This window comes from Parapedobacter tibetensis, from assembly GCF_024704835.1.
GTDB classification, from domain to species: Bacteria; Bacteroidota; Bacteroidia; order Sphingobacteriales; family Sphingobacteriaceae; genus Parapedobacter; species Parapedobacter tibetensis.
Window position 1 is genome coordinate 26,291 of the sequence record NZ_JAMXBE010000007.1, and the last position, 26,357, is coordinate 52,647.

Annotated in this window: 15 protein-coding genes; all 15 read right to left on the minus strand. The window is 47.1% G+C overall.

Features of this window, described 5'->3' with window-relative positions:
- Positions 1-4: 4 nt before the first annotated feature.
- Positions 5-2,179: an alpha-L-rhamnosidase-related protein gene (locus NF543_RS13065; protein ID WP_257668584.1), complete on the minus strand. Its 2,175-nt coding sequence runs from the start codon at positions 2,177-2,179 to the stop codon at positions 5-7.
- Positions 2,180-2,190: 11 nt separating this feature from the next.
- Positions 2,191-3,780: a sodium:solute symporter family transporter gene (locus tag NF543_RS13070; RefSeq protein ID WP_257668585.1), complete on the minus strand. Its 1,590-nt coding sequence runs from the start codon at positions 3,778-3,780 to the stop codon at positions 2,191-2,193.
- Positions 3,781-3,797: 17 nt separating this feature from the next.
- Positions 3,798-3,974, minus strand: coding sequence for a hypothetical protein (locus NF543_RS13075; protein WP_257668586.1), 177 nt, complete (start codon positions 3,972-3,974; stop codon positions 3,798-3,800).
- 4 nt (positions 3,975-3,978) lie between these two features.
- Positions 3,979-5,070 (minus strand): Gfo/Idh/MocA family protein, encoded by a 1,092-nt coding sequence (locus NF543_RS13080; RefSeq protein WP_257668587.1) that lies wholly within the window; start codon positions 5,068-5,070, stop codon positions 3,979-3,981.
- Positions 5,071-5,103: 33 nt separating this feature from the next.
- Positions 5,104-7,629, minus strand: a complete 2,526-nt coding sequence (locus NF543_RS13085; RefSeq protein ID WP_257668588.1) for an L-rhamnose mutarotase — start codon at positions 7,627-7,629, stop codon at positions 5,104-5,106.
- An 11-nt stretch (positions 7,630-7,640) separates the two neighbouring features.
- Positions 7,641-10,448, minus strand: coding sequence for a glycoside hydrolase family 2 protein (locus NF543_RS13090; RefSeq protein ID WP_257957490.1), 2,808 nt, complete (start codon positions 10,446-10,448; stop codon positions 7,641-7,643).
- 6 nt (positions 10,449-10,454) lie between these two features.
- Positions 10,455-11,831, minus strand: coding sequence for a glycoside hydrolase family 140 protein (locus NF543_RS13095; RefSeq protein WP_257668590.1), 1,377 nt, complete (start codon positions 11,829-11,831; stop codon positions 10,455-10,457).
- Between the two features lie 29 nt (positions 11,832-11,860).
- Positions 11,861-14,668 carry an alpha-d-galacturonidase gene (locus tag NF543_RS13100; RefSeq protein WP_444511713.1) on the minus strand — a complete coding sequence of 936 codons (2,808 nt, stop codon included), beginning with the start codon at positions 14,666-14,668 and terminating at the stop codon, positions 11,861-11,863.
- 6 nt (positions 14,669-14,674) lie between these two features.
- The gene (gene galB, locus NF543_RS13105) at positions 14,675-17,122 is read right to left on the minus strand and encodes a beta-galactosidase GalB (RefSeq protein WP_257668592.1); all 2,448 of its coding nucleotides are present in this window, start codon (positions 17,120-17,122) and stop codon (positions 14,675-14,677) included.
- Positions 17,123-17,207: 85 nt separating this feature from the next.
- Complete coding sequence (locus tag NF543_RS13110) at positions 17,208-19,988, minus strand: family 78 glycoside hydrolase catalytic domain (RefSeq protein ID WP_257668593.1); 2,781 nt, start codon at positions 19,986-19,988, stop codon at positions 17,208-17,210.
- Between the two features lie 28 nt (positions 19,989-20,016).
- Positions 20,017-20,916: a sugar phosphate isomerase/epimerase family protein gene (locus NF543_RS13115; protein ID WP_257668594.1), complete on the minus strand. Its 900-nt coding sequence runs from the start codon at positions 20,914-20,916 to the stop codon at positions 20,017-20,019.
- An 11-nt stretch (positions 20,917-20,927) separates the two neighbouring features.
- Positions 20,928-22,346 (minus strand): DUF4974 domain-containing protein, encoded by a 1,419-nt coding sequence (locus NF543_RS13120; RefSeq protein WP_257668595.1) that lies wholly within the window; start codon positions 22,344-22,346, stop codon positions 20,928-20,930.
- 11 nt (positions 22,347-22,357) lie between these two features.
- On the minus strand, positions 22,358-23,521 hold the full coding sequence (locus NF543_RS13125) for a sialidase family protein (protein WP_257668596.1): 1,164 nt from the start codon (positions 23,519-23,521) through the stop codon (positions 22,358-22,360).
- Positions 23,522-23,525: 4 nt separating this feature from the next.
- Positions 23,526-25,391 carry an exo-alpha-sialidase gene (locus NF543_RS13130; protein ID WP_257668597.1) on the minus strand — a complete coding sequence of 622 codons (1,866 nt, stop codon included), beginning with the start codon at positions 25,389-25,391 and terminating at the stop codon, positions 23,526-23,528.
- On the minus strand, positions 25,375-26,322 hold the full coding sequence (locus tag NF543_RS13135; RefSeq protein ID WP_257668598.1) for a glycoside hydrolase family 43 protein: 948 nt from the start codon (positions 26,320-26,322) through the stop codon (positions 25,375-25,377). Before NF543_RS13135 ends, NF543_RS13130 begins: the two co-directional genes overlap by 17 nt.
- Between the last annotated feature and the right edge of the window lie 35 nt (positions 26,323-26,357).

A 26,357-nucleotide genomic window follows, 5' to 3' on the forward strand; every position in this document is an offset into this window, starting at 1 on the left:
TAACTTAATAGACCACCGTATAGGTACGCGTGCCTTCCAGTACCACCTCGTATTTTCCGGCTCCCAAATCAACCAGATCAGCCTGCTCACATGTTGGCTTGGTTTTGCTTCGTAACAACAATTTCCCAGTGCCTCCAGCAGTTTTCACTTTGATTTCATTTGTCGTGACGCGAACTTCGATATCGCCGTTTGGTGTAGGAACCGTTCCTTCCATCCATTCCATATCCCCGAGCTGCGGCTCAATCACGTAAGTCGCATAACCCGCTGACACCGGTTTAACGCCAAGGAAATATTTACCCAGGAGGTAAATGGGACTTGCGCCCCATGAATGGCAGAGGCTTTTTCCAAACGGCCTGCCGTACATGGCATAATGTTCTGCCCCTTGCTTGTTCGGATCATATGCTTCCCAGAATGAAGTGGCCCCAAGCTTGAGCATGCCTCCCCAGTAATCACGGATTTCATCCAATACAACCCCATATTCACCCAAGGTGCATAACGCTTCCAACTCATAGAATCGCATATAAGGCGTAGTGATTTGCTGTACCGCATCATTCAGCAGCACGTGTTTTTTTACCCCTTGTTGTTGTGCTTCATTTAGGTAATCGAAGAAAATGGCGAACATATTGGTATAACGAGTTACTTGGTCTGTCGGTTTGCCATCCACCCGGCTATGGATAAAGGCCTGTTTATCTTCATCCCAATATGAAGCGAAGATGTTGCGCTTTAACGCTTTGGCCAATTGAGCATATTGCTGTTCGCCTTGCTTGTCGTTGACGATCTCCGCACAAAGTTTCATAGTTTCCAGGCTACGGCAGAAAAGAAGTTGTTCAAAGCTGACCTCTCCTTGTTTGCTCAGCCCATCGGCCCAATCGATGAAAATCCAGTCGCCCGGCAAACCTTCCAAAAAGCCTCGCTCATTTCTCCGCGCTAAGCAAAAATCCATCAGGCTTTGCATACGTGGGTAAAACGTCTCCACAAACGCCCTGTCTCCCGTGTACATGTAATAGTCATATATCCCCAAAAACCAATAAAAGGTATAGTCCATGATCGTGTTGATATGGCTGCTTACCGGATCCTTGCCCCTCAAGGCGAGTGTAGTTCGCTTTACGGAGGGGGAATCAAAAAACAAGTAATAATTCATCAGGTAACTTTGGTAGGCATCACCCGACCATATCCAACGGTCACGTTTGATTCCATCGACGAAAAACTCCCGCGAGGTCAGGTGCATCGTATATTTGGATACATCCCAAATTTCATTGAGCAGTTCATCCGAACTCCTAAAGTGGCCTCTTTCATCCACGGGCAGGTACTCGTACAACATGGATACCGAATCCAATTGCATGCCGTTGTCAACTTCAACATTTACAAAGCGGAAAGCCTTGGATAGCTCCAATACGGTATCACCCTGCGCCTGACCGGAAATATGCAGCCTATCCAAAGTTTCGCAAGTTTCAGTAGCCAATGCTTCTTCTTTTGACTCACCATAATAGAGCGAAATAAGGCCCTGCCCTTTCACTCCGTGCAACTTGACAAAACCAAATGTTTCTTTCCCGAAATCAACAAGCCACCGTCCTCCCTGTTGCTCCATCGATACGGCACCATCGGGTTCGGTAGCAAGCTTGAATGCGGAAGGACGGTTTTCGGGCGAATTAAAATGCCATAATGCTGCCCGCAACCATGCAGTCCCCGATTGGTCGGAGGCCTTGCCTGTTTCATCAATCCATTCCTTATCTTCGTTCGTGACGAGCCAAGAGCCATCGGACACCACTGTTTTACCCCTTACAAAAATCGCAGGCACATGATCCTGCGCACGCACCTTCAGGTTCAACTTATGTGTTCCGGCTGGTATGGTTAGCGTAGTGGGTTCGCCCTCGATGAGTTTCCCATCCAGTTTTACATTGTACTGTCCTTCAGCATATAACTCCACTTCTTCTGACTCATCAAGTACAAATTCCTTATGGAAATCAATCAACACAAAATGGCTGTCCTGCCGCCAAAATGGAGGAAAAAAGGCCCCTCTTTCCGTGCGTTTGTTTTGCATTTGGTTGCTCAGCCATATTTCAAAGTCGCCGGGATACCAAATCCATGTTGCCTTGGTTTCCTGTGCCTCCAGTGACTCGGCAGCAAATACCATCAGCAAAACAATGCTCAACGTCTGTAATAGGTTTGTTCTCTTCATCTCCACAACTTTTATTTAAAAAATAGGTACAATCCAATCATAACCACAAACAGAAGTGTCCATGCCAGTCTCACTTTCGGAGTAGGTTTCTGCAAGGTGATTTTCACAAGTGATTCTTGATTTAATTCATATGCACTTTTGGGTATAACCAACGTAATGATTAACCCTAAAATAAACAATAACAGGAATATATAGAATGACAACATCAAATAATGCGGCCAAAAGTCATAGTTGTCTGCCGGAAATACCCACAGGTACAACACGCCCACCCCTAAGCTCAATACCGAGCCAAAGGAAAGTACCACATTAACCGCGGCCCTATTGGTACGTTTCCAGAAAACGGATAACAAGAACACCACCGACAATGGTGGTGCGATAAAACCCAAAACGGATTGGAAAACATCAAACAAACTCAGTCCATTGATGCTGTCAATGGCAATGGCTGTCAACACCGCAAATAAACAACCAATGACGATCGTGGTCCTGCCAACTTTTTTGAGCTGTGCTGAGGTGGCTTGGGTATTTATTTTCTTGGCATATACATCCATGGTAAATACGGTGCCTAATGAATTCAAAGAGGATCCTATTGTGCCGACAAGCACAGCAATCAGCACGACAATGACCAATCCATTCAGTCCTGCCGGAAACAAATTGGTTACCATGGTCATGTAGGCTTCAGACGGGTCTGCCAATCCCGGGTAAAGGACGTAGCACAAAATTCCCGTAAGGACAAATAAGGGTAGCGACAGGATTTTCAACCAGGCGATAAAATTCACTCCCAATTGCCCCTGTTCGAGGTTCTTAGCGCCCAACACCGACTGCACCATCGCTTGATCCGTGCAGAAGAAAGCGATAGCGGCTACGGGATAACCCAGCAATATAGCGTACCATGGATAATCAGGATCTGTAGCTGGCCGAATCAACGACCAATAATGCTCAGGCACAGCATGGTAAACCGCTGTGATTCCCCCAGCTTTTATCAATCCCAGAATCACCAGCAGCAACGAAACGAGGATTAACAAAATCATCTGGAAAATATTGATTTTCGCCACGGTTTTCAGTCCACCTGCATAGGCAAATATGCCGGCGAAAAGCACCAATACAATCACCGACTGCCACATGGGGATATCCAATACTTGCCTGACCAAAAAGCCTCCGGCAAACAATCCCAGTGAGAGCCATGAGATTAACATTTTCACCAATGAATACCAGGCGAGTATATTTTGAGTCGAATCGCCATATTTCTTTCCCATGTACTCCGGCAAGGTACTCACATTGGTCGCGATATACCGGGGCGCAAAGACGACGGCCAATAAAAACAGGAATACGAAAGCATACCAATCAAAATTGACCGCCACAATCCCTGTGGTATAGCCGATGCTCGCAAAAGCCAATAGCATGGATGGTCCAACATTGGTGGCCCACATATTAAAACCGATGCTTGGCCAAGTCAGCGATTTGCCTGCCAAAAACATAGACTCGTCCAACACACGCTTTTTACTGCCAAAACTTGTTTTATAGCCAATAAAAAGCAGTGCGGACAGGTACAGGGCTACAATGGCATAATCCAGCGTAGTAAGTTTATCGGCTATACTATTCATTCGAAAATAATTATTGATTAGTGTTCTTTTTTAATGGTATCAATGAATGCTTCGCAGTTTATTCTTAGTGGCCTCATGGAACCTGCATTTTCATCGGCACTGTTTGCTTTCATCGGTGATGAAGCTTGCGTTCGCCTCCGGCTTCCGCAGGTTTCATCGCCTTTTGCGTTAGGCGCTGACATGGCAGGTTTCATGCAATCAGATTTTATGGATTAGTTCCGGTGCCACACCATGTCGCAACAGTAAATCATCAGGACGAACGGGTTTACCTGTTTTCAGCGATTCATCCATGGCTTGCAGCAACGCGACGGTGCCGATGCCTTCTTTCAAATCCGGATATGCCGGTTTATTTTCATGGATGGCATGGGCGAAATATTCCAAATAGTTCTGGTATTCGCCTGCATGATGGCTTTTGCCCTCGAATCGGAAATAATGCTTAAGCTTGTGTTCCCAAGTAATGATCTTCTCCTCACCCGCATTTGAGGTCACCGCATACCGTAAATCCATGTAATCTGCCTGGCTACAACCTTCGGTTCCTCTCAGGATGCAACTCATTTCACTATCCCGAGCCACAGGCTGCACGGGGCCAGTATATGCTCCGCTTATGCGAGCAATTCTACCGTCTTTGGCTTTGAAGATGAAATGCATCGTATCTTCATTTTTCAGTCCACCTTTTCGCCCGTTGCTGCTCAACATGCCGTATCCCATGACCTCTTCGATATCGGGCAAGTACCAGCGGATAAAATCCGCGGGATGACTCAATCCTCCATAAAGCCATTTGAATGATTTTTCCAATGCCCAAGGTTTTTCCAAGAACCAACGGTGGTCAGCATGGTAATATCCTTCTATGGTAATCAATTCACCGATGATCCCTTCTTCAAAATCCCTGCGTTGCCGTATCATGGGTTCAAAGAAACGTGAACTTTGGCCAACAAAGACGTTCTTCCCTGTCTTTTCGGCAAGCTCAACCAGGGATGCTGCATCCGCTAAATTATCGATGAAGGGCTTGGTGCAAACGACATGCTTGCCGTGTTGTAAGGCCAGCTTGATATGCTGCGCGTGGAATTTATCGGGTGTATAAATGGCTATGGCTTCGATTTCAGGGTCATCCAGTAATTCTTGATAATATGCGGTGTAGTGTGGAAAATCAAACTCCTTCATCCGTTTCCTTCCCAATTCCTCGTTGAGGTCGCATATGTTCACCAATTCGACTTTAGGGCTTGCCAAAGCTGCCGACATGGTACTCCGTCCTTCTCCCAAACCTAAAATCCCTAACTTCAACTTCTTCATTGAATCTTGATTCATCAGTAAATGACTTTATCTTTATTTAAAAAACACCCATATTTCTCCGTCTTCGGTTCCTGTAATCCCTTCTTGGTATTGTCCCATGATGCGGTTCCATTCATCCATACTGGGATTGCTTTCGGTTGTTTTTGGGTTCAATGCCTCAAAATCCTCCCCCGCAGGGATGCTTATTATCAGCATCAACTGCCTACCGTTTCGGTATAGCAATACTTCCTGAAAATTAGCATGGCAAAATCCTTGCGATACTTCCGGCCAGTCCTCAAATTGGGTCTCGTGATAGTCGAAATAGGCGGCTTGTTTTTGCTCATCGGCAACTAAGTTTGCAGATAGCACGATATAGCTCACTGGTACAGTTTGCGCTTCGCCTTTACAGTGGCTCCGATTGAATTCATAAAACAAATCATTAAATACTGTCGTCCTTGCTTTGGGATAAATGGCAGTCAATGCCCCTTGGAATTTCTTAGCCAGCTCTTGGGAGGTGACTAATACATAGCGATCCTTCCACTGCAGGATTTCGGGATTATCGATTCCCTGCCTTTCAGCCGCCTGCTGTAGCGAAGTTAAGTTGATATCCCTATCATCCCCGGCTTCCACCTGCACAAGTACAGGTTTCCTAAATGGAACGTGTATGTTGATCTCGTACCGGGCATCAGTTGGTACCCGCTCACGGAGCAACTGCTTATATGCTTGGGTTAACCCTGCGTTCAGCCTGAACGTTTCTTCAACCTCACTGCCATTGTTCCTCCACATATTGCCTGGTCCGTTGGCATTTTGGAGCGTTTTATCTGATGGGTACCAATTGTTTTCGATGGTAAAGTAAGCCGTTCCTTCATCCGTGTATAGGTAAAACCAATGATCCGGTAGATGTGCGTACGGTGCTTTATAAATGCTATCGATACTGTTCTCGGCGATGATAGAACCCGGCTGTGCCGACAAGGTATAGATCCCCGCTACGTCATACAGGTGTTTACCATACCGTTGAATACGATTGGCCGAGATGCGATTGTTTTTCATTGCGTTTACCGTGGGGGTCCAGCCCCAGCCCAGGCTGATTCCCGTATAGGACACCTCGCTGATGTCGTTGTGGCGGATATGGATTTCGCGCACAAAACCGGCGCCGATTCCCACCGTACCCCAATCTTCGTTGGTCACATCTGTAATTAAATTATCTTCAACAGTTATATGGCTGCTGATTTCTCGTTCGTCTGTCGGGTGGTACGGCAAATGGGCTTCAAAGGCTTCATCGGAGAATTTACCAATCAAAATCCCACTTCCTCCTATATCCTTGAATACATTTCCTACGATCCTGTCGGCATAATTTCCGTAATGATAATCCAGGCCGGTAGATGCAAGGTGTTCAAAACGGCAATCTTTAAAAACAGTATGCGATGAATACGAAACCTGTACGGCACTGGCTGGTCTCCCTACCCAGGCTTGGTTTTCCAATGTCGCTTTGTCCGCTGTGCCCGGTGTTTCCAATTTGTACGCATCTAAAAGATACATTCCAGCTTGTAAGGGTATATGCCCATGCATTGAAGGCCGAAGCCAAGTGCTGTGTTGAAATGAAATGCCCTCGAAATGGATATTCTTCACTGGAAAATCTGGAGTTCCCTTGATATCCACCAGGGTTTCAAGATAAGGGTAAACGACTTCGGCTTGATTCATATCCTCATCTTCCCTTGGCCAATAATATATCTTCCTGTTTACTTTATCGAGGTACCATTCGCCTGGCTCATCAAGAAATTGGATGGAATTGGATAGGTAAAAAGCCGAGTTTCCCGTCTCCGCTGAAATCCAAGGTGCTGGCCAAGGGTGTTCGGATTGGATTCGGCTTTCAGGTTGATGGAAAGCCAGCTTCATGCTATCCGCTTGCACAATCGCTTCCTTAATACGGAGGATCGCAATGGCCCACCATTGATGAATAAAAAATTCCATTCCCGGTGTGAATTTGAATGATGAATCTCCAGGGTTGGGAATCCAGCAGGTCTGTTCTTCATGGTTCCAGGATAAAATCCGCCCCATCGCTAAGCCATTATGGCTCTTACTTCTTGTCGCTTTATGGCCATTTATCCACAACTGCCTAAAATCAACTATATTTCCTGCCACTGTAGGGGCATCCGCAACCCATACCTTTCCGGCCGCGGATTTCGGTAGTCCATTTACGGTTCCGGCCCTTTTCCATCCAATGATGGTTCTTCCCCCGCTGAGAATCGGATGCTCACCGGATTGTGCGCGCACAACCGTCGGGCTTTGCGCCGTTCCACTGTCTTCCGGACGAATAAAAAGGGTTTCGTCCAAGTGGTAGACGCCAGCTTTAAGGATAATGGCAATTCCCTGCGCAATTGACGGGTCATGTAGCCTCCTGAGCTCCCTGGCTTTGCGAAGCGCCTGGTCTACTGTCGCATACGGTTTCTCTGCTGTTCCGTCTCCTAGGCGTGAACCGCTAGGCGATACCCATATTTCGGTGGCGCTAACCTGGATGAACAGCCCCATGAAAATGGCTGTTTGTATGATTACCCTAAGATACTTGTTCCAATCACCCATATGTTGTTTGCTTACCTTGCAGAAAAATTGAAATAAACTACCATATTCAATACCCTTGCGGGGTCTTTTTCATAATCGTATAATATGTTTTTCAACCCCATTGGCCCCGTAGTCTCGCTGGTCTGTGTGCGACTACCAATGGCGGGGATAGCATGCATGAATGAAATATCACCGGGCGGGAAATGGGGTTCATAGTTATGCCATTGATCGGTTTTCCAGTTGGGCGTGAACAACCGGAGAAATAAGTCTTCGGTTTCGGTGAGCACCGTAAAGCGCTGTCCTTCCATTTGGAAAATCCCACCATAGAAGTTGGCATGGTATCCCTTGAATTCCGGATAAACCCAACGTTCACCGGTTTCGGTATCGTTGTGCTCCTTTGTCCATACACCAAAACGCCCACCTTTCAAGCGGTTTTTCCATACCCTGTAAGGGCCTTTGCCCATATAGGTTACCGACCGGATGCTGTCTTCAGGAAATGAAAAATTGACCCCTAGCATAAGCGTATGCAGCTCCGCCGGAAAATAGTTGACCTCCATTTTCACCCAACCGGATGTATAAATGGTCCAGCGAAGGGTATTGTAATTTGTTTTGCGGTCGAACGTCGATCCAACCACCAAATTGCCCGCATCATCATATTGATGCGTGAAGTCCGCAAAGTTGGTTTCACCCTCGTGGATAGTCGGTCCATCGGTCAATGGAATAATGCCCTTGGCATTAGCAACGGCCTGAAGCAATCCTGTCGTCTTGTTAATTGATAAGCTGATATCCGCAACTTGTATATCATAAACTGAATCCGTTATATTCAGTGCTATTTTGCCCGCGCCTGTTTGCTGAACGATGTCAGCGACCAGCTTTTCCGGGCGGCTAATTGGAAAACTCCAAGTGAACAGTTCCCGGCCATACGGATCGTCTGCGGTCATATACAAGACGTCATAGTCCGCCCAATTATCCGGCAAAGAGAGCTTCAATGTCCCCTTTTGATGTGGTGGGATATCCGGGGCATTTGCCTTGCCTGATTGTTCCATTTGAATGCCCTGCAAACCCATCTTTTGTAGCTTCCATGTAAACTTACATGCATTGACATTGGTGAAATGATAGCGGTTTTCAAGGATAAACGTTCCATCGAAACCCTCGGTTATTTCCCTGCGTTCAACATGGATGGGGCCCCATATCTCTTTCACAGCGAAAAAACTCCCCTCCTTTTCATGGTGTGGCCCTAAGATGCCATCGGCGCCGCGATGCTTATCCGTATCCAGGGAGTCGTTCAAATCCTTGCGCACAACGGCCTGATCGGCAAAATCCCATAAAAAGCCCCCAGCGCTGAGTGGATTATGCCACATCCGATGCCAATAGTCTTCCAATCCCGCGCCGTGCCCACCATCAAACCAACCGTGTAGAAATTCGGTGGGCATTACGATTTCGCGTCCGTTTTCATAGTTGCCTACACCATAGTTATATTGGCGATAATGCTGTGTCTCGATACTGTTATGCAGCTGCCATGGGTGTATTATCGGCCGCTTTTGAATATCAAACTCAGCAAAAAGTGGATCAAGTTCGGTATTATGGCCTCCTTCGTTTCCGTTGGCCCATATCACCACAGATGGATGGTTGCCATCATGATCAATCATCTCTTTTAACAACCGCGTGCCGGTGGGTGTATCGTAATGTCCATGCCAGCCAGCCAATTCATCAACGACAAACAGGCCCAAGGAATCACAAACGTCTAGGAAATGGCCGTCCGGCGGATAGTGTGCCATGCGAACGGCATTCATATTCATCTCTTTGATTAGCTCGACATCCGCTATGCTGATGCGTTTGCTCGTAGCCCGGCCTGTTTCCGGACGGAACGCATGACGATTGATACCTTTAAATTTCATCTTCACCCCATTGACATAGATGCCGTCCCGCTTCCTCACTTCAATTGTTCGAAAGCCGATCCTTTCCCGCACTTCGTGTACAACCTCATCTCCGCTTTGGAGTGTAAGGACTGCGGTATATAGATGGGGTGATTCAGGGCTCCAGGGTTTCGCTCCTATTAATCGTTCAGATAGAACGAATTGATTGGGCCTTTCCTTTTTCAACGTGAACGTATTGCCTACTGGATTGTTCTTTTGATCAAATAGACGTAAAGTCATCCCATCCGCTTCCTTGCCATCCACATTGGCATGCACCAAAAAATCACCGTCGGCATTGGCATCAATTGCGACCTTTCTGATATGGGTTGCTGGCAAAACTTCCAACCAAACCGGCCTGAAAATCCCTCCGAAAATCCAGTAGTCCGCATGGCGCTCAGCCTTATTAACGCTTTCATTGGCTGAGTGCTTGGCAACGGTCACTTCCAGTATATTATCCTGCCCATACCTTAGCAGTTTATTGATATCATACTTGAATGCATAGAAGGCTCCCTGATGTATCGGTCCCGCGGACTTCCCGTTGATCAGCACCTCCGCATCCGTCATTACTCCCTCGAACACGATGTTTATTGTTTTGCCTTTCCAAGATTGAGGTACATGGAAGCGGTGCTTGTATAAGCCATTTCCCTTCCCGCGGACGCTATCCGGAGCGAAGCCATAGTCATATCGGCCAAACCCCTGCAGTTCCCAACATGAGGGCACGCCTATTTTTGTCCACTTTTCGGCGTTCATGCCGTCCGTACAATAGAAATCCCACATCACCATATCATCACTCCCTTGGCCGGATAGATAAATCTTTTCCGTTTGTTGCCCCTGCATGGTTGTTGCAGAAAGCATAACAAGGAGCATGGAGAGCAAACGCATCGTCCGAATACCGCCTGAAATGGAAATTTGTGTATTAAACATCATTAATTATACTGTGTCCAAAATCAACACCCAATCGTTTCCATCGCCTTCAGCTTCTGGCGTACGGAATGTTCGCGTTTCTTGGTTTTCAAATTCCCCGATAACCTCGGTATTCCCTGTACGAGGATCAAACCATGATGCCTTTACTTTTTCTCCGGCGATGCTACCCAGGTTGACGTGGATATCCCCACCATTGTAAGCATAAATGAATGCGTAGGTATCCCCTCTGGTGCCCATACGGTAAGCATATTTTTCTCCATTGGATGCCAATAGGGTTTGGTCGGGTACACGTTCAAGGAAGGGCCGTGATAACATCAGCTTCTTTAAATGCTGCATTTGGTTAGCGCCGGGCGCATGGATAGCCGAGGTCCACAATTCATCCGAACCGTAAGCCGTGGTGGTATCTGTGGCACTGTGCATTTGCATCACCGAATTATGTCCGTATGTAAAGCCGAATGCGCCCGCAAATACCGACCAGTAGGCATACCGGCGCATATCAGCATCTGTCCATACGGGCTGTGTGGTGTCATGCAAGCCTTGGGGGATTCCTTCATAAGAAGGTTCACCATCTATGGTAGGTTTAACCGGATCAAGCGAGTAATCATAAGCGGCGTAGCGCCAGTTATCTTCGCCATGATGGTGTTTTTCATTCGAAGAAGTATCCTGGTCGTACCGGCGATGGCCCGATTGAAACATATTGAAATCCAACCACGCCTCAGCATGAAACCAATCGGTAGATGAGGTTCTGCCTCGGGGATGGAAGGTAATCAGTTTATCAGGATTAGTTTCACGCAACGTCCGCCCGAGGGTTTGCCATACCATGGTCGAATCGTCGCCGCGGATGTCCCCACCATTGAGCCATATTACATTGGAATATGTCTTATATCGATTCGCGAGAAACCGTGCGTATGCCTCCGCTTGCTGCGGGCTTACCCCTCCTTCCTTTACATTGGTACCCCATACGGGAACAAGCGCCATGTATAAGCCCTTTTGTTCAGCGAGATTAACTACGTAATCAACATATTCCCAGTATCCCAACGCATCGCCAGCTGTTCGCGCTGTCAGATTAGGTTTGCCGACATCGCCATTGACCAGTGCAGAATCACCGTAAGCATTGGTTGCCTTCAGCATATGGAGTACCATTACTTGAATCACATTGAACCCCTTATCCTTACGGTCTTGCAAATAAAGCTCGGCTTCTTCCTTGGTCAATTTCGAGAACAGCAACCACCCCGTGTCACCCAGCCAGAAAAAAGGATTTCCTTCACCATCAACCAGAAACCTGCTATTATTCGAAACCGTCAATGACTCTGTTCCACTGTTTTCTTTGGTGCCAGCACATCCCAGTGCAAACACCAATAAGCTTAGATATACAAACTTCATAACTCTTATTTTAATAACTTGTTCATCGCTCAATCGAAAAGCCAGTCAATGTCACGATCTTCATCAGATACACCGATCCCAGCGTTATATGTGCGAATCAACGCGTCCTCATCGACAAACCCCAGCACCAAGCATAGTCCCTTGGGTAAATTCAGTGTGTGACGACCTGCACCAAACAAATAGGTATGAATATTCACCCTTGGCAAGCCCTCCACCGCTATTGCATTGGAAATTTTCACCTCCTCTTGCCCATAATCCCCGGCGCTTGCATCATGTTCAAGAGTAGGTTTGGGCGCATATAGGGATTGCCTATCGTCACTTGAATAACCGACTTTATCTTCGATGAAGTAACCGACTAACACCTTAACAGGGACGTCCGACGTGAAGCTGATGCTCGTGCCTTGATTGATTTGTTTTCCACGGTCAAGCGCTACTCCCTGAAGCCCTTCGATTTCGGGAGCAAGCCCGGCAATCCGGGATGAATCGTCCCGGAAAGCCATTTGTCCTTCCGTTATGTGGTAAACCCGATGTCCTCCATGAAGCTTAACAGGTATACTCGCCAATCGGTTTATGGGCTGTGCATGCCCGCGGTGGTTGGCGGATTTCAGGGAATCGATATTTTTGATGAAATTTTGATATTCTTGCTGATATAGCGGCAATAACTCTTTCCATGTCTTATACTTACCATCCGCCGCACGTATGGGTATCCGCCGTTGCGGTGTCTGCATACTGTTGGCATAATAATACGTGTCTTCTGTTAAATAAACGAGTTTTTCATAATGGGAAATACTCGCTGCAAGCAGGGGTGCAGCGGCCTCTAAATCTTGGATATCATGGGAATACTTATACCGCAATACCTTAAGCGCTGCTTTTACTTTTGCCGCATAACAGTTGGCAAGCGCTTCATAGCTATGTACATCATTCATAAGCCGGTTAAACTCTTCCCTATTTTGGGTTACCATCGGTTCGGCCTGTTCAATGACTTGCACGGCCGCCCTGGCATGGGCAACCACTTCAGACGCCACACGGCTTGGTGTTTCTCCAATGTGCGTTTCCTTATGCCATGCCTTCCTCGCTTCATCGATAATCATTTCACCTTCGGGAGCCTCCGATTCATACAGCATGGTAAATAGGCTGTATTTGTAGGGATTGATGAATTGTGTCATGAACATTCCCAATGTCAAGGTCTGTCTGTTGCCGTCTGTGATTCCGAACCGGCGCAGGAGTTTTGGTGCTATCTCACCCGTTTCTTCATAGGCGCTGAGAATAGACTTGCCCTGATCTGTCTTTGTCCCATAATAATCAGCCAATACATTGCTCCAGTATACTTCTTCAGCGGCGCGTTCCCGCTTGCTTTTCCAGGCATACCTTGCCCAAGCCTGATACCACATCCAGTCGCGATCCAGTTGCAGCAAGCGTTTACTCGTGTCCGCTGAAATCCGGTCGGCCGTGTAAGGCCAATCCCAATAGGACGCTTGCGGATATAGATGCAGTCCATTGGAGCCGTATACCTCATGCATAGCGATGACCGATTTTTGGATAAAATCCGGCGAACTGTAGCGAAAGGGTTCCAGATTGGCCAATATGTGTACGTTTTGGATGTGCACCGGAGCTACAGCACTTAGCTTACGATGCAGTTCAGCCCATTTACCCCGCGGGGTATAGGTGGTCAGGGCCTCACCGTTGTATTTGGCCATCGTGTACAAATTGCCATACAGTGGTTTGGCTGTTTCCATCACCCTTGGTGCATCCGTATCGTGTGCGCGTAGCACGATCGGCGGCTCATCATCCCGTCCCAACGCTTTCATGCCATCCTGTACCGCTGGGATGATGGTCTTGGTAAACCAATCCACATCGTCTTGCCCTACCCCTTCCATCGCTTCGCCCAAGGTGACCAGCAATCCGACATTGGGGTATTTCTCGACGAATGCCGCGATGGACTTGCGTGTGTAGTCAGCAATCAATGGCATAATGGGGCGGTTACGATCTTGCGTCTTTATCCCATGATGTTCGGCGAAGGGTTTGGATACGATAATGTTATAGAACATTTGGATAATCCATATTCCACGTTTGTCTGCCTCTGCGGTCAGGAAGGTAAAGAGTTCCTCATTTCGTTTAAACGTCTCCTCATCAACTTCCACAGCATACGGATAATCATCCAGTTTGACTAGCGAAGCAAATGGATGGCCGTTCCACAGGTATAATGAATTATAACGGTTTTCCACCATCATGTCGAGATACCGTATCCATTGCTCCTTGTCATATAACCACGGGAAGACTTCTGGCGTATACGGATATTCATAGACTGTACGCCCTGGTAAATAATAGGGCTTTTGTACACCGATGGCCGTGCCACGCAGCACCATTTCTGGCTGGTCTGAAAAATCAAGGTTGACAGGAAATTCGCCGATGTGCTTGATACGCTCAACCAGTTCCATGCAACCATACAACGTGCCTGTAGCGTCCGCGCCGGCGATTATACCGCTACCTGCCTTTGCTTCGGTCAACAAGCGAAACCCTTCTTTTGCAACCGGGAGCACGCCGTTGAGATGTTCACGAATAAAAGTGTCCGTATGCTCCCCCACAATGATCCGGTTTCCATGGACACTTCTGTCGCCATCGGTTTGCACGGTCACATCATATCCGATGGTCACCAGCGCTTGCCTTAATTTCTCTACACCGAATGCAATACGGGGGTTTCCCTCCTCAGCCATAACAATAGTCGTCTTCGACGACTCGACTGTGGGTTCAGAAGTCTGGGGGAAACCATATAGACATATTGAAAGAAAACAGCAAATAAAACTTCCTTTGATCATATAACAACCTTTTATATTCATATCCTTTTACCGTACCCTAATTTCCAAGTAACTGTCAGTCAGCCCTTCTGAGTGTCCTTCAAGTGTAAGCAGCCCCTTTTCTCCAGTCGATTGGATAATTACCAAGCATTTGCCCTTATAAGCTTTCCGCTTCATTGCCTGAAAAGGTTCAAGGCTGGCTTGGTAACCGTTATCGACCGCGGCTATCTTTCCCTGGCCCTTTACGTTAAATGCAATTAGATGTTCTGCATCAGGAACGAGGTTGCCATCCTGATCCAGCACTTCTACCGTCACGAACGATAAATCTTTTCCATCAGCATCGATGGCATAGCGGTCTGCGGTCAACCGGATTTGGGCGGCCTTGCCCGCCGTATTGATGACCCGTTCAAGCACCACGTCGCCTGATTTACGGGACACGGCTTTCAACTGTCCCGGCTCATAGGGTACATCCCACGACACATGCAGTGCATCTCCTGCCTTACGCCGTTTTCCGAGCGACCGACCATTCAAAAACAGCTCTACCTCGTCAGCATTGTTGTAGTAAGCCCAAACCGGTACCGTATCTCCTTCATTCCAATTCCAATGGGGGAAAATATGCAGTACGTCTTTATCCGTCCACTCGCTCTGGTACATGTAATACACATCTTTGGGGAAGCCCGCTAAGTCGACAATCCCATAGTACGAACTCCTTGCTGGATATGGGTATGGAACCGGTTCACCCAAGTAATCAAAACCCGTCCATACAAACGTGCCAGCAAGGTAATCTGCTTGCTTCACGGCATTCCACGCGATTTCATGGCTGGTGCCCCAATATGCAGCAACATGGTCATAGGCCGAAACCGTGTAATCGGGGTTACCATTTTCCACGTGTTTTTGTCGGCCATTGGCAGGCCAAAAACGCAAGGTATCATGTCCTAAATCATAATGCCCCCTGGTTTGCAGGGCTGAAGCGGTCTCTGAGGCCAGCAATGGTTTCCCAGGAAAATTGATGGGCAATTTGGGGTAATCGGCATATTTGTAATTGAACCCCAAGACATCCAATGCCTCGGCCTGTGCGATGAAATTCTTTGCATAGTCGGTCTCGGTCAATGCAGCCATTACTGGTCTGGTTGTATCCTGTGATTTTACGATGTTTACCAAATCACGGGTTAGTTGTATGCCCGTACTATCAAATTGCTCCCGTATCTCATTACCGATGCTCCACATGATGACAGATGGATGGTTGCGATCCCGCTTTACCAAATCTTCCAAATCTCGTTTATGCCAGGCTTCGAAATCAAGGTGGTAATCAAATTTATTCTTCCGCTTTCTCCACATATCATAGGCCTCATCAATTACCAAAAACCCCATTTCATCGCATAGATCAAGAAAATCCTTGGCTGGGGGATTGTGTGAAATCCGAATGGCATTGGTTCCCATCTCGCGGAGTATTTCGAGTTGGCGTTCCATTGCCCGCACATTCACTGCTGCCCCTAGTGCGCCTAAATCATGATGCATGCAAACGCCATGTATTTTCAATGGCTTACCGTTCAAGGAAAACCCCTTTTCTACATCAAAATCAAAATAGCGGATACCAAATCGCGCTACGTGTTCATTCAGCAATTGACCTTGCTGGTAAATAGACGTTATTATTTTATAAAGGTAGGGTTGCTCCACAGACCATAATTGGGGCATATTGACCGACAGTTCATAGTCAATCGTCGTCATGGAGTCGCGAAGTACTTGCTTACCTGTCCTTTTTACAATCTCCTTATCATCCGCATCCCGGATCACGATTTCGACCTCCACATCTTGCTCAACACCGGTCAAGTTTTCGATATGGGTTTGCTGCACCACTAATGCTTTTTCAGTGCTGATTGCTGGTGTTGTCACAAAAGCGCCCCAATGGGCAATGCCTATCTTATTTCTTAGCACCAAATGGACATTGCGGTAAATCCCCGAGCCGGAATACCAACGAGAATTGGGTTGCGCTGAATTGTCTACCCGCACGGCCACAACATGTTTGCCATCCTTCCCATCGCGCACATAAGGTGTCAGATCATAGCGAAACGCTATATAACCATTTGGCCGCTTGCCTAAATAATGGCCGTTTATCCACACCTCACTATTACGGTAAACACCATCAAAATCAATATACACTTGATTGTCATCCGTATCATCAGGTAAAACAACTGTTTTCCGGTACCAACCAATACCGCCGGGCAGAGCTCCGCCTTGACTGGTTGCGGGATGCTCCCCGCTAAATTCACCTTCGATGCTCCAATCGTGAGGCAAATCCAAAAGCCGCCATTCGCTGTCGTCGTAATCCGGTGTATGGGCCATGGAATCGTCTCCAAGGTGGAATTTCCAGCCTTCATTGAAGTCCATTCGCCCATCGTCCGTCAACTTATTCTTTTGACTAACCGGTTGGCAAGCTATTGCTCCAAAAAAAACAACCACCAGCAAACCAATACTAAACTTCCTTATGGCATCCATAAATCAAACCTAATCATTCACAAAATTCAATGAGCTCCGTCCAATATCCTTTGAAGTGGCCACCGCGATTCTCCGTTGGTCCTTGTCATTTCACTTCAAAAAGGTAAGTTCCTGACCCAATTTCTACCACGTGTCGCTCGTCTTTATAATTCCCCGCAGCAATTCCTGCCTCCCCGAGTGCCTTGTTGCTTTCCGTCACCCTGCTGCTTTCGCTTCCAGGCAGATACACTTTTGCGGTCGTATTGGACGGAATCGTTACGCTCAGCTTAAAGCGTCGCTCATCTTTTTCCCATGCCGAACGGATCAATCCATACGGTGATTCATAGCTTGCTTCAGCCCGTCGGATATCCCCGACAGGATTTGGGAAAATTTCAATTTCTTTAAACGCTACCCCGTCTTCCGACTGCCTGATTCCAGCCAAACCGCTGTAAAACCACTCCATCAGATGCCCCAGCATGAAATGATTGTTTGATACATTCGGTAATGCCTGCCAGGATTCGGTAAGCGCCGTGGCGCCCTTTGCTAATTGATACCCATAGCCCGGCACATCATCCCGACTATTCATATCAAAGATGATATCCGAACGGCCTTCCTTTTCCAATACGCGCAGCAAATAGCGATGGCCTATATCCCCTGATGTAAAACTATTGTTTCTGGAGCGGATATCCGATATGATATGGTTCACCACCGCCTCTTTATGTTCGGGCGCTACAAGTTTCATATACACGGCCATGGCGTTGGCCGTCTGGCTACCTGTAGCATACTGTTTTGTGCGCTCATCAAAAAATGTATCATTGAAGGCTTTTCTAACGTCGATTGCCCTAGCAGCGTAGGCCTTTTCGGCTTCAAGGTCACCGAGTTTTTTGGCAATTTTTGCCAATATGGTTAGGTCATAATAGTAAATGGCTGTTCCCGTTACCCCCATAGGGGTCAGTTGTGAAACGCCAGGGGGATCATCGCCTAAATCATACCAATCGCCTAAACCTTGACGAAGGATGTGGTTTTCAGCCTTTGTCTGCAAATACGCAACATAACGTTGCATCATCGGATACGCTTTCCTCAAAATTTCTTCATCGCCATACCAGCGATAAAGGTACCAAGGCACGATGATGCTACTGCTTCCCCACTCCGGTGAATCACGAAACATATCACCACCCCAAGTGAAGTTCACATATTCTGGGGCAATCTCGGGCACCAATCCATTCTCTAATTGTGAATTCATCATGTCATTGACCGACTTACGCGCGAGGTTGGGAATATCGTACCTGAATTTTAAGGAAGGTCCCATAAGGTGCACCTCTTCGAGCCACCCTAATTTTTCTCGGTGTGGACAATCGGTAAAAACACTTGCCATGTTACTTCTTATTGCCCAGTCAATAAGTGTGTGTATCTGATTGAACAAGGTATCGGAGGAGACGAAATCACCTACGGTAGTTGCAGAATTTCTGGTATGCAGCCCTTTCAAGCTGATTATGGTGGGTTTACCGGCTGGGTTATGCTGTCCTACCGGTACCCCACCCTGTACCTGGAGGTATCGAAACCCATAATAGGTAAATCTTGGCTGCCACCGTTGCTCTTCTTCATCGTTGAGTATATATTCGAAATAATAAGGAGCTCCTGTTGCTTGCTGTGACACTTCGCCATCTTTGAGCAATTCCCCCGGATAAATGCGCACGGTATCTCCTTGCCGGCCCTTTACCACCAATTCAATAATGCCGGAGGCATTTTGACCCAAATCATACACCCATGCTCCATTCGGTGTAGGGGCAATCGTTTTCGCTTCGAACTGTTCAAATACCTTTAATGGATCGGTCGTCTGCGGATTAATCTTAGGAGGGCCAGTGACGACTATCGGCTTTAACCAACCATCATCATCAAATCCGGGTTCATCCCAGCCTTTTTGACTTAAACGGGCATCGTAATCTTCTCCTCCATACAGACTTGAGAAGGTAATTGGCCCGGATCGCGTTTTCCATGATTCATCGCTCACTAAGTTATCCGTACTCCCGTCTTGGTATTCCACGAGAAGCCTGCTTATCATTTTTGGATAGCCAAAAGCAACCTTCTGCTTCCTAAACCTACCCTTGACCGGAGGGATGAAGTAAAAACCATTTCCGAGCATGACACCTATGGCATTATCGCCCGAATTGAGATTGTTCGTGACATCAAACGTCACATAAAGTGCTTCTTTATCGTATTTTACCCATCCGGCATCAAGAAAATGGTCGCCGATTTTCCGACCATTAATCGATGCCTCAAAATGCCCTAATCCACTGATAAACCATGTAGCTCGCCGGACAGGCTTTTGAATGGTGAATGTCTTGCGGAATATTGGGAGTTGATTATTGCCATACCAAGTATCCTTTTTATCACTTGCTGGCAATGCATCTACTTTGTCTTCCGAAAGCTCTTCCAACGCAATCCATTTGGCCCCAAGCCAATCGCTTTCATCAAGTAAGCCCATTTGCCAACTTCCTGTTTCACTCCATGCCGAATCCTTGGTTACATTATCCCATACCATCACTTTCCAATAGTACATGCCAGCTGAAATTAACCGCTCACCTTCATAAGGTATCTGTATGGATTGATCGGAAAACACTTTTCCAGAATCCCATACATTCCCTACATGCTTTTTGTTCAGCTCATTTTCGTTGTTAGCGACCAATATGCGGTAAGCGATTTGCTTCACATTCCTTTGCTTATGAGTTAATTGCCAGCCCAAACGGGGCTGTTGAACGGCAATACCTATTGGATTGGTTTTGTATTCCACATTGAGGTGGTGAATACCGGCGGTCGAAGGTGAACAAGCCTGCCATACCTGTGATAGTAGGAAAAGATATAAAGGAAAAAAAACGCGAGATCTCATGCTTGATTTATATGCTAACCCAATCTTCTTATCCTTCCTGGAATATTTTTTTCATAAACCGTGTGTTCGCCCCGAAATTGCCTTTGACATCACGCGGGTTATTGGCATCTCGTGAACGTTCAATGACCAGCCACCCTTGCCAACCCATGCTGTCCAGTGTCTGTTTGATGCTGATCATATCTAACCGTTCGTTATTTTCTAGCCATACGCCATCATCGTCCGTGCAATGGATTTGGCAGATATTCGCAGCGCCGAGTGTGCGAAGTTCTGCTTGCAAGTCTCTTCCGCTTTTCAATGCGTTGGAAAAATTAAAATAGCTTTTCACCGCCGAGGAGCCCACATCCTTCAGGAACTGCAACTCCGCTGCTGCATCGTATGCGGTTTCGATACCTATGGTCACTTTTGCTTTTCGGGCCATTCGGCCTATTACCTTCATGCGTTCTACCAACGCCGGTCGCAGTTCGGGGTTTTTCTCCAAATCGCCCTGAACCCCAAAGGGTAGGAACCCGACTTTCACACCCATTGATACCATGGTATCAATGCAATCTTGGACCATACGTTTGTACTTGGGTCTGGTTGCTAACGACTGCGCATAAAAACCGGTCATCGCCAGAGAACATATTTCAATGCCTAGATCCCGGGCCTTCTCAAGATATGCGCTTCGCATCTGTTCGTCTGCAAGTTTGTTTTCAAACGTTTCCCTGTTTCCTAAACTTCCCATGTCTACCTCCACGCCATTGGCACCGAGCTCAGCCGTCAAGTCAAGTGCACTGATCTTCTGCCGCTTTAATAACATCAGGTCAATCAGACCAATCTTATACCGTTCCGCTTGGTAACCATTGCTCGTAGCAAACAAGAAGTCTTGGGGCAACAGCATCGAGCTGGCGACCGCCATACCACTTTTTATCAAAAATTTCCTTCTGTTCATTTCCGTGGATTTTATGGGTTGATGTTCTTCCTGAGTTCAGTAAATAGGTTTTCCAACTGTTCAAATCCCATGATGGCATTCGATGGAAGTTGCGCTCCTTCGTCTCCAAACACCCGTAATGCTTCCTCGGGCTCAATCGTTATTTCGGCCTCATCCGGCCAGCCATCGCGAAACCCAATACCATCGGTATCCAATTGGAAATGCTTGACTAAAAAAGCATACAGCGCCCTTCGTTTGGAAATTCCAAAATCATGGCCTTCATCGGGAAGGTGAACGTGTTCCACAAGTAGTGGCAATTGATAGTATCCATATATCTTTTGGAGATAAGGATAATCATGCATGCCCATTTGGGCAGTCCAGTCCGCGCCATCAGACACCAACAATTGCGGTCGAGGGGCAGCCATTGCCGCAAGTTCCACATTATTGGTTCCTCCTGCCACAAAATGTATAGGCATGCCGCTTTCACAAGGACAACCTCCGAAATGGTATGAAGACAAAGATACCACGGGCGCGCATAGCGTGATGCGGTCATCAAGGGCGGTCATGAGTGTGGTGTGGCTACCTCCTCCTGAGCCTCCGCTTATCCCAATGCGCGAAGTGTCAACTTCCGGCAAATTATTGAATACATAGTCCAGCATACGGATTCCGGCCAGTGTCTGCAAGGTATGGGCCAGGCTACGCCGATGGTCCTCCGGTTTGAATTGCAATAAGGATTCCCCCCAAGCAAATAAATCATAACTGATGGCTATTGCCCCCATGCGTGCGATGGAACCACATCGTAGCTGGGCATCCTCTCGATAGCGATGCCCGGCCCAATGCCCATCAGGGCTCAGCACGAGCGGTATTTTTCCAACGCTTTCCGAAGGTCTATAGATGGACCCATTGACATACAATCCTGGGAGTATTTCAATCGCGATGTTTTCTACCGTATATCCCTTCATATAACGCCTCGGTGTGGTTATCGGGGATGTACCGGGGCTCAGTGGAAGTGGATGAAGCTGTAAGGCTTCCCATAGTGCTTTACGAAGTGTATCCTTCCTGTGTTCCCAAGAGGAACGGTCATCATATTGAGAAGCAATGCGGTGCAGCCGTTTCCATGCTTCTGCCATGGGCCACCGATGGTATTCGAAATCCTTGAGCTTATAGGTGCTTTCCCTTTCCTTCACGGCCACCATGTCAAAAGGAGCCAGCACATTATCCAAGCTGCTTTCGACATCCTCCCGCAAGCGCCAATAGCCATAAGTCAGCATTTTTCCCGCCACCTGCTTTTCGTTGTGTCTGATCTCGATGCCAAATTTGTCTTCGATGCGCTTAAGTATTTCTTCTAATGGTACGCGATACAGATCATCTGAATTTTGCGCTGATGTGCCTATCGATAAACAAGCACCTAGCACAATTAAGCACCATCTTTTCGTCCATGTCGGTTTCATCCGTTTATCGTTTACACCTCTTCAGGTTCTCCGACAGTAACCGTCGGAGGGGTATAATTTTTTAATTTTGGCCATACGCCTTTCTTGATTTTCTTGAGCTTTAATTCAGCGGGATCCACTACCACATGCTTGATGCGTTCCCGCCGCCATGTATAGACCACATGCAGCAATCCGTCACTGGTTTGGATAATGGATGGATAAGAATATTGGCTTATCGGCGAATCTTCTAAAATCAGTGCTGCATGCCAATTTTTGCCATCTTTGGAGATTGAAAGGTTCAGTGGCGTGCGGGGACCTTTGGCCAAATCACCGGGGGGCAATACATGGTTGTAAACCAGCGCATGCCTACCATCGCGCATCGTCACCGCATCGGTACCCGAATTATTGTTTGGCAAATCAGATTTTTCGAGCGACGTCCAAGTTTCGCCATCGTCGTCCGACCATGCTTGCACCAATGCTCGGTTTCGACTTCTCGCCAGGAGTTGTAATTTGCCTTTGCCATGATTCAAGATACTCGGCTGGATGGCATCCAAGTTGTCATCCCCTTTTTCCAAAGGCCCTATTTTGCGCCAGGTTACGCCGAAATCAGATGTCACTTCATGGTGTATCCGCCATCCGTTGCCTTCGGTACTACTGGGTGCGATGAGATTCTCGTTGTCTAGTAATACCGGTTTATTTTTTACTGGGCCAATGTAACCGTTGGGCAGTTTTATTGCTGCCGACCAGGTCTTCCCTCCATCATCGGAAGTTTTGAGCATGCCCCACCATTCCGAGGGCTTCGGTCCCACTTTATAATACAGTTGCAATGCTCCTCCCGGTATTTGATACAGCACAGGGTTCCAAGTTGGTAACCTGAGTGTGTCGTTCACTATGCCGTTTGCGGCGGAAACAGGAGGCAGCCAATCACCATCTACATGGCGGCTCACATAAATCTCTACATCTGGGTTGCGCTCTCGAGTACCGCCAAAAAAAGCAGCAACCAAGCCCGTTGGGGTCTCTGTAATCGTTGCGGAATGGCACGATGGAAATGGAGCGGTATCAAACAGAAATTCATCGACCACAATACCCTTCCGCCATGGCTCGACTTCTTGGGCAGCGATTTGGAAGCTTAAATAGCCGTTCATTAAAACAATCAAGAACAGCACTTTACGAAGTATATAGACGGTATGATACATAGCTTTATTGTCCGTTAGTATTGAGGCGAATCGCATTAAAATATCCTATTTGATAAACCGCTTCATCTACCGGTTCATCTGCTAAGGGCAAGTCAACCGTCTGGTCAGCCGGCGTATCCGCATGTGGAAATCTCCTTATCTCCCCTGTCCTGAATTTTACCCTAGCTATTACATCCACAGGTGAAAATGCTATTCCATGAAGTGCGTCCTTTCCATTGACATGTACTCGGTAAGACCGGGCAGCAACATCAAGAGTCACTTTTATATCATAGGTGGTGTTGGCTTCATATTGTGCTACCTGCTTATAACGGGAGCCTGCCTTGGAGGTGAATTGACCTGCCGAGTCCAACGACAGCCGAACAAACGGCGTTCCCTTATCATTGGTAAACTCAATATCCAAGTGTCCATGATCATTTTGTCCCGGCGTAATGGAAAATGAAACTTCCATATGCTTAGCATGGGGAACGACCCGCTCGGCAACAGCGTAATCATATCGATCGCGATCCTTCAATACCAGTGCCGCTTCACCGGCAGGATACTGTTCAACCGTAACGGGAGCCCATAATGGGCTATAAATATTCCATAAAGCCAAATCGCGTATATCGGTTGCACCCTGTATTTCATCGCGCACATTTTCCGTGACGCGATCGACAATGGGTATTGGGATTTTTGCTACCCAGATATCTTCCTTGTTCATGCTATAGGTTATCCATACATGCCCATTACTGGGGAGTCCATTGCCTTCCTGAATACCCCGCACATATTGTGGCCCATAAGACTTGTAGTTGCCTCCAAACCGCATGGGCGGAATCTCTCCATTGACCAGCAATAGGTTGTCATAAACCAATCCATCATCACTAACCGATAAAGCTAAGGGCCAGCGGTATTCCGAAGGGTTATAAACCGTTACATATTTGCCATCCGTGGTTCGTTGTCCCCATATTTTCGCATTGCTATTCACAAAACCGGGGGCGCGTACTGCATTTTCGGGCCACGTACGTCCTCCATCCTCACTGATTGCAGTAAGCGCATGCTTCCATAATCCGACTACCCTGCCATCGTTCAAGTGATAGTAACTAAACGCCTTGTATTGTTTTTTTAATGGAATCAGCGGGTCATCACGGTCAGCTTCTTCCACCCACTGCATCATCATCAATGGATTTGCCAGCAATTCCTCGCATGCCGCTACAAAACCTTTGTCCCTGCTATCTTTATAAAATGGATATTCCGAATCTTTAGGATTCCATGAAGCATTGTAACGGATAAAATAGATCGGACCATAGGTACCATCGGCATGGATTTCCCGTATTACCCGTCCTATCCCTTTCCCATCGTTGGGGTCATCCTTCGCGTCCATGGCTATGCCGTAATAACCTAATGTCAGCAACCTTCCATTTTTGGCCGTATAAAATCCCATCCGTTGGTGCATAATGGCATACAAATCCTTGGCCACCCCGTCGCTACCTTCCTTCTTGTACCCATCCGGAATCCGATAGGGCGGAAAAACAACTTCGGGTATAGACCAGCTATACCCATCTGCAGATTTCGAAATATAGGTTTGACTCGGAGGGATGTGTTCCCCCACAGGGCCAGCTAGAAATTGCAAATAGAATTGCTTATCGCGATAAGCCAACATGGGTGCGTGGTTGTATGTCCAGCCATATCCCTCCGCAAGCGCTGGTTTGGTACGGTTTGCTCTCAGCACCTGGATATTGTGCACCCCCACTGCTGGAGCCAATTGCCCATGGTGGTAGTCTACATTGGATAAGGTCTCTCCCGTATAATGTACCGTATCTTGGGCATGCACGATACCACAATTTATCACGACCAATGCGGCTACCAAGCCTTTCACTTTACTCAATTCCACCATTTTCTAATACCTGCTTGATGTAGTCCAACTGTTTTTTTGTTCCTTTAAAGATAGATCCATGTTTATGTCCCTCAGGTATGGAAATCTCCTCATTTGCATTTTCAAATACCTTGAAATCACTTGTTTTTACCGCTTCGTAATGGTGATTGCCATAGGAATCGAAATAAATATACCATTCCGCCCCTACGTTCACTGCTGTAGGTCCCTCTGTCAGGTGATCCGAAAAAGGTTCGCTGATATGGCGGTATGGACCGACGGGACTATCTGAAAAGGCCACTTTTAAATTCCTATTGGGACGTGTATTATCTTTCAATACCAATACATAATCTTGTTTATCCCGCTTTATAATCACCGCATCGATTACGCTAAACCCGGGATCCAAGAAAAGTTTGGTTTCCGAAAAGGATTTAAAGTCCTTCGTTGTCGTATAATACATTCGATGATTGTTATCTTCATCCTCGATCCCTTTCTCAAAACGCCCTGGAATTGTCGATGCCCAAATGATGATAAATTGATCCGCTTCGTCATCATAAAATAATTCAGGAGCCCAAACGTTTACGGTAGTCGGTTCATGCTCCATCACATCAATAGCACGTTGATCTGACCAATTGACCAAATCCTTGGAATGCGCATAACCAAACCCCTTGGTACCCCTCCATCCTGTTGTCCACACCAAGTGAAAGGTGCCGTCCGGACCACGTACGATCGATGGATCACGCATGATTTTTTGCTCACCGATTTCAGGTTTAATGAAAATACTTACCAGCCCCTGCCATGTCAACCCATCCAGGCTATATAATAGCCTCATTCCTTCATCAGCTGGCTCGTGAAATGATGTGAAGAAAAACACATCATCTTCCGCTGCTTGCTGTCTGGGTTGGCATGCCGCCAGTAAAACAACGATTAAGCTCCAAATCGGGAGATTTTTCATACGTAAATGCAAGTAATAGTTCATCGATTACAACA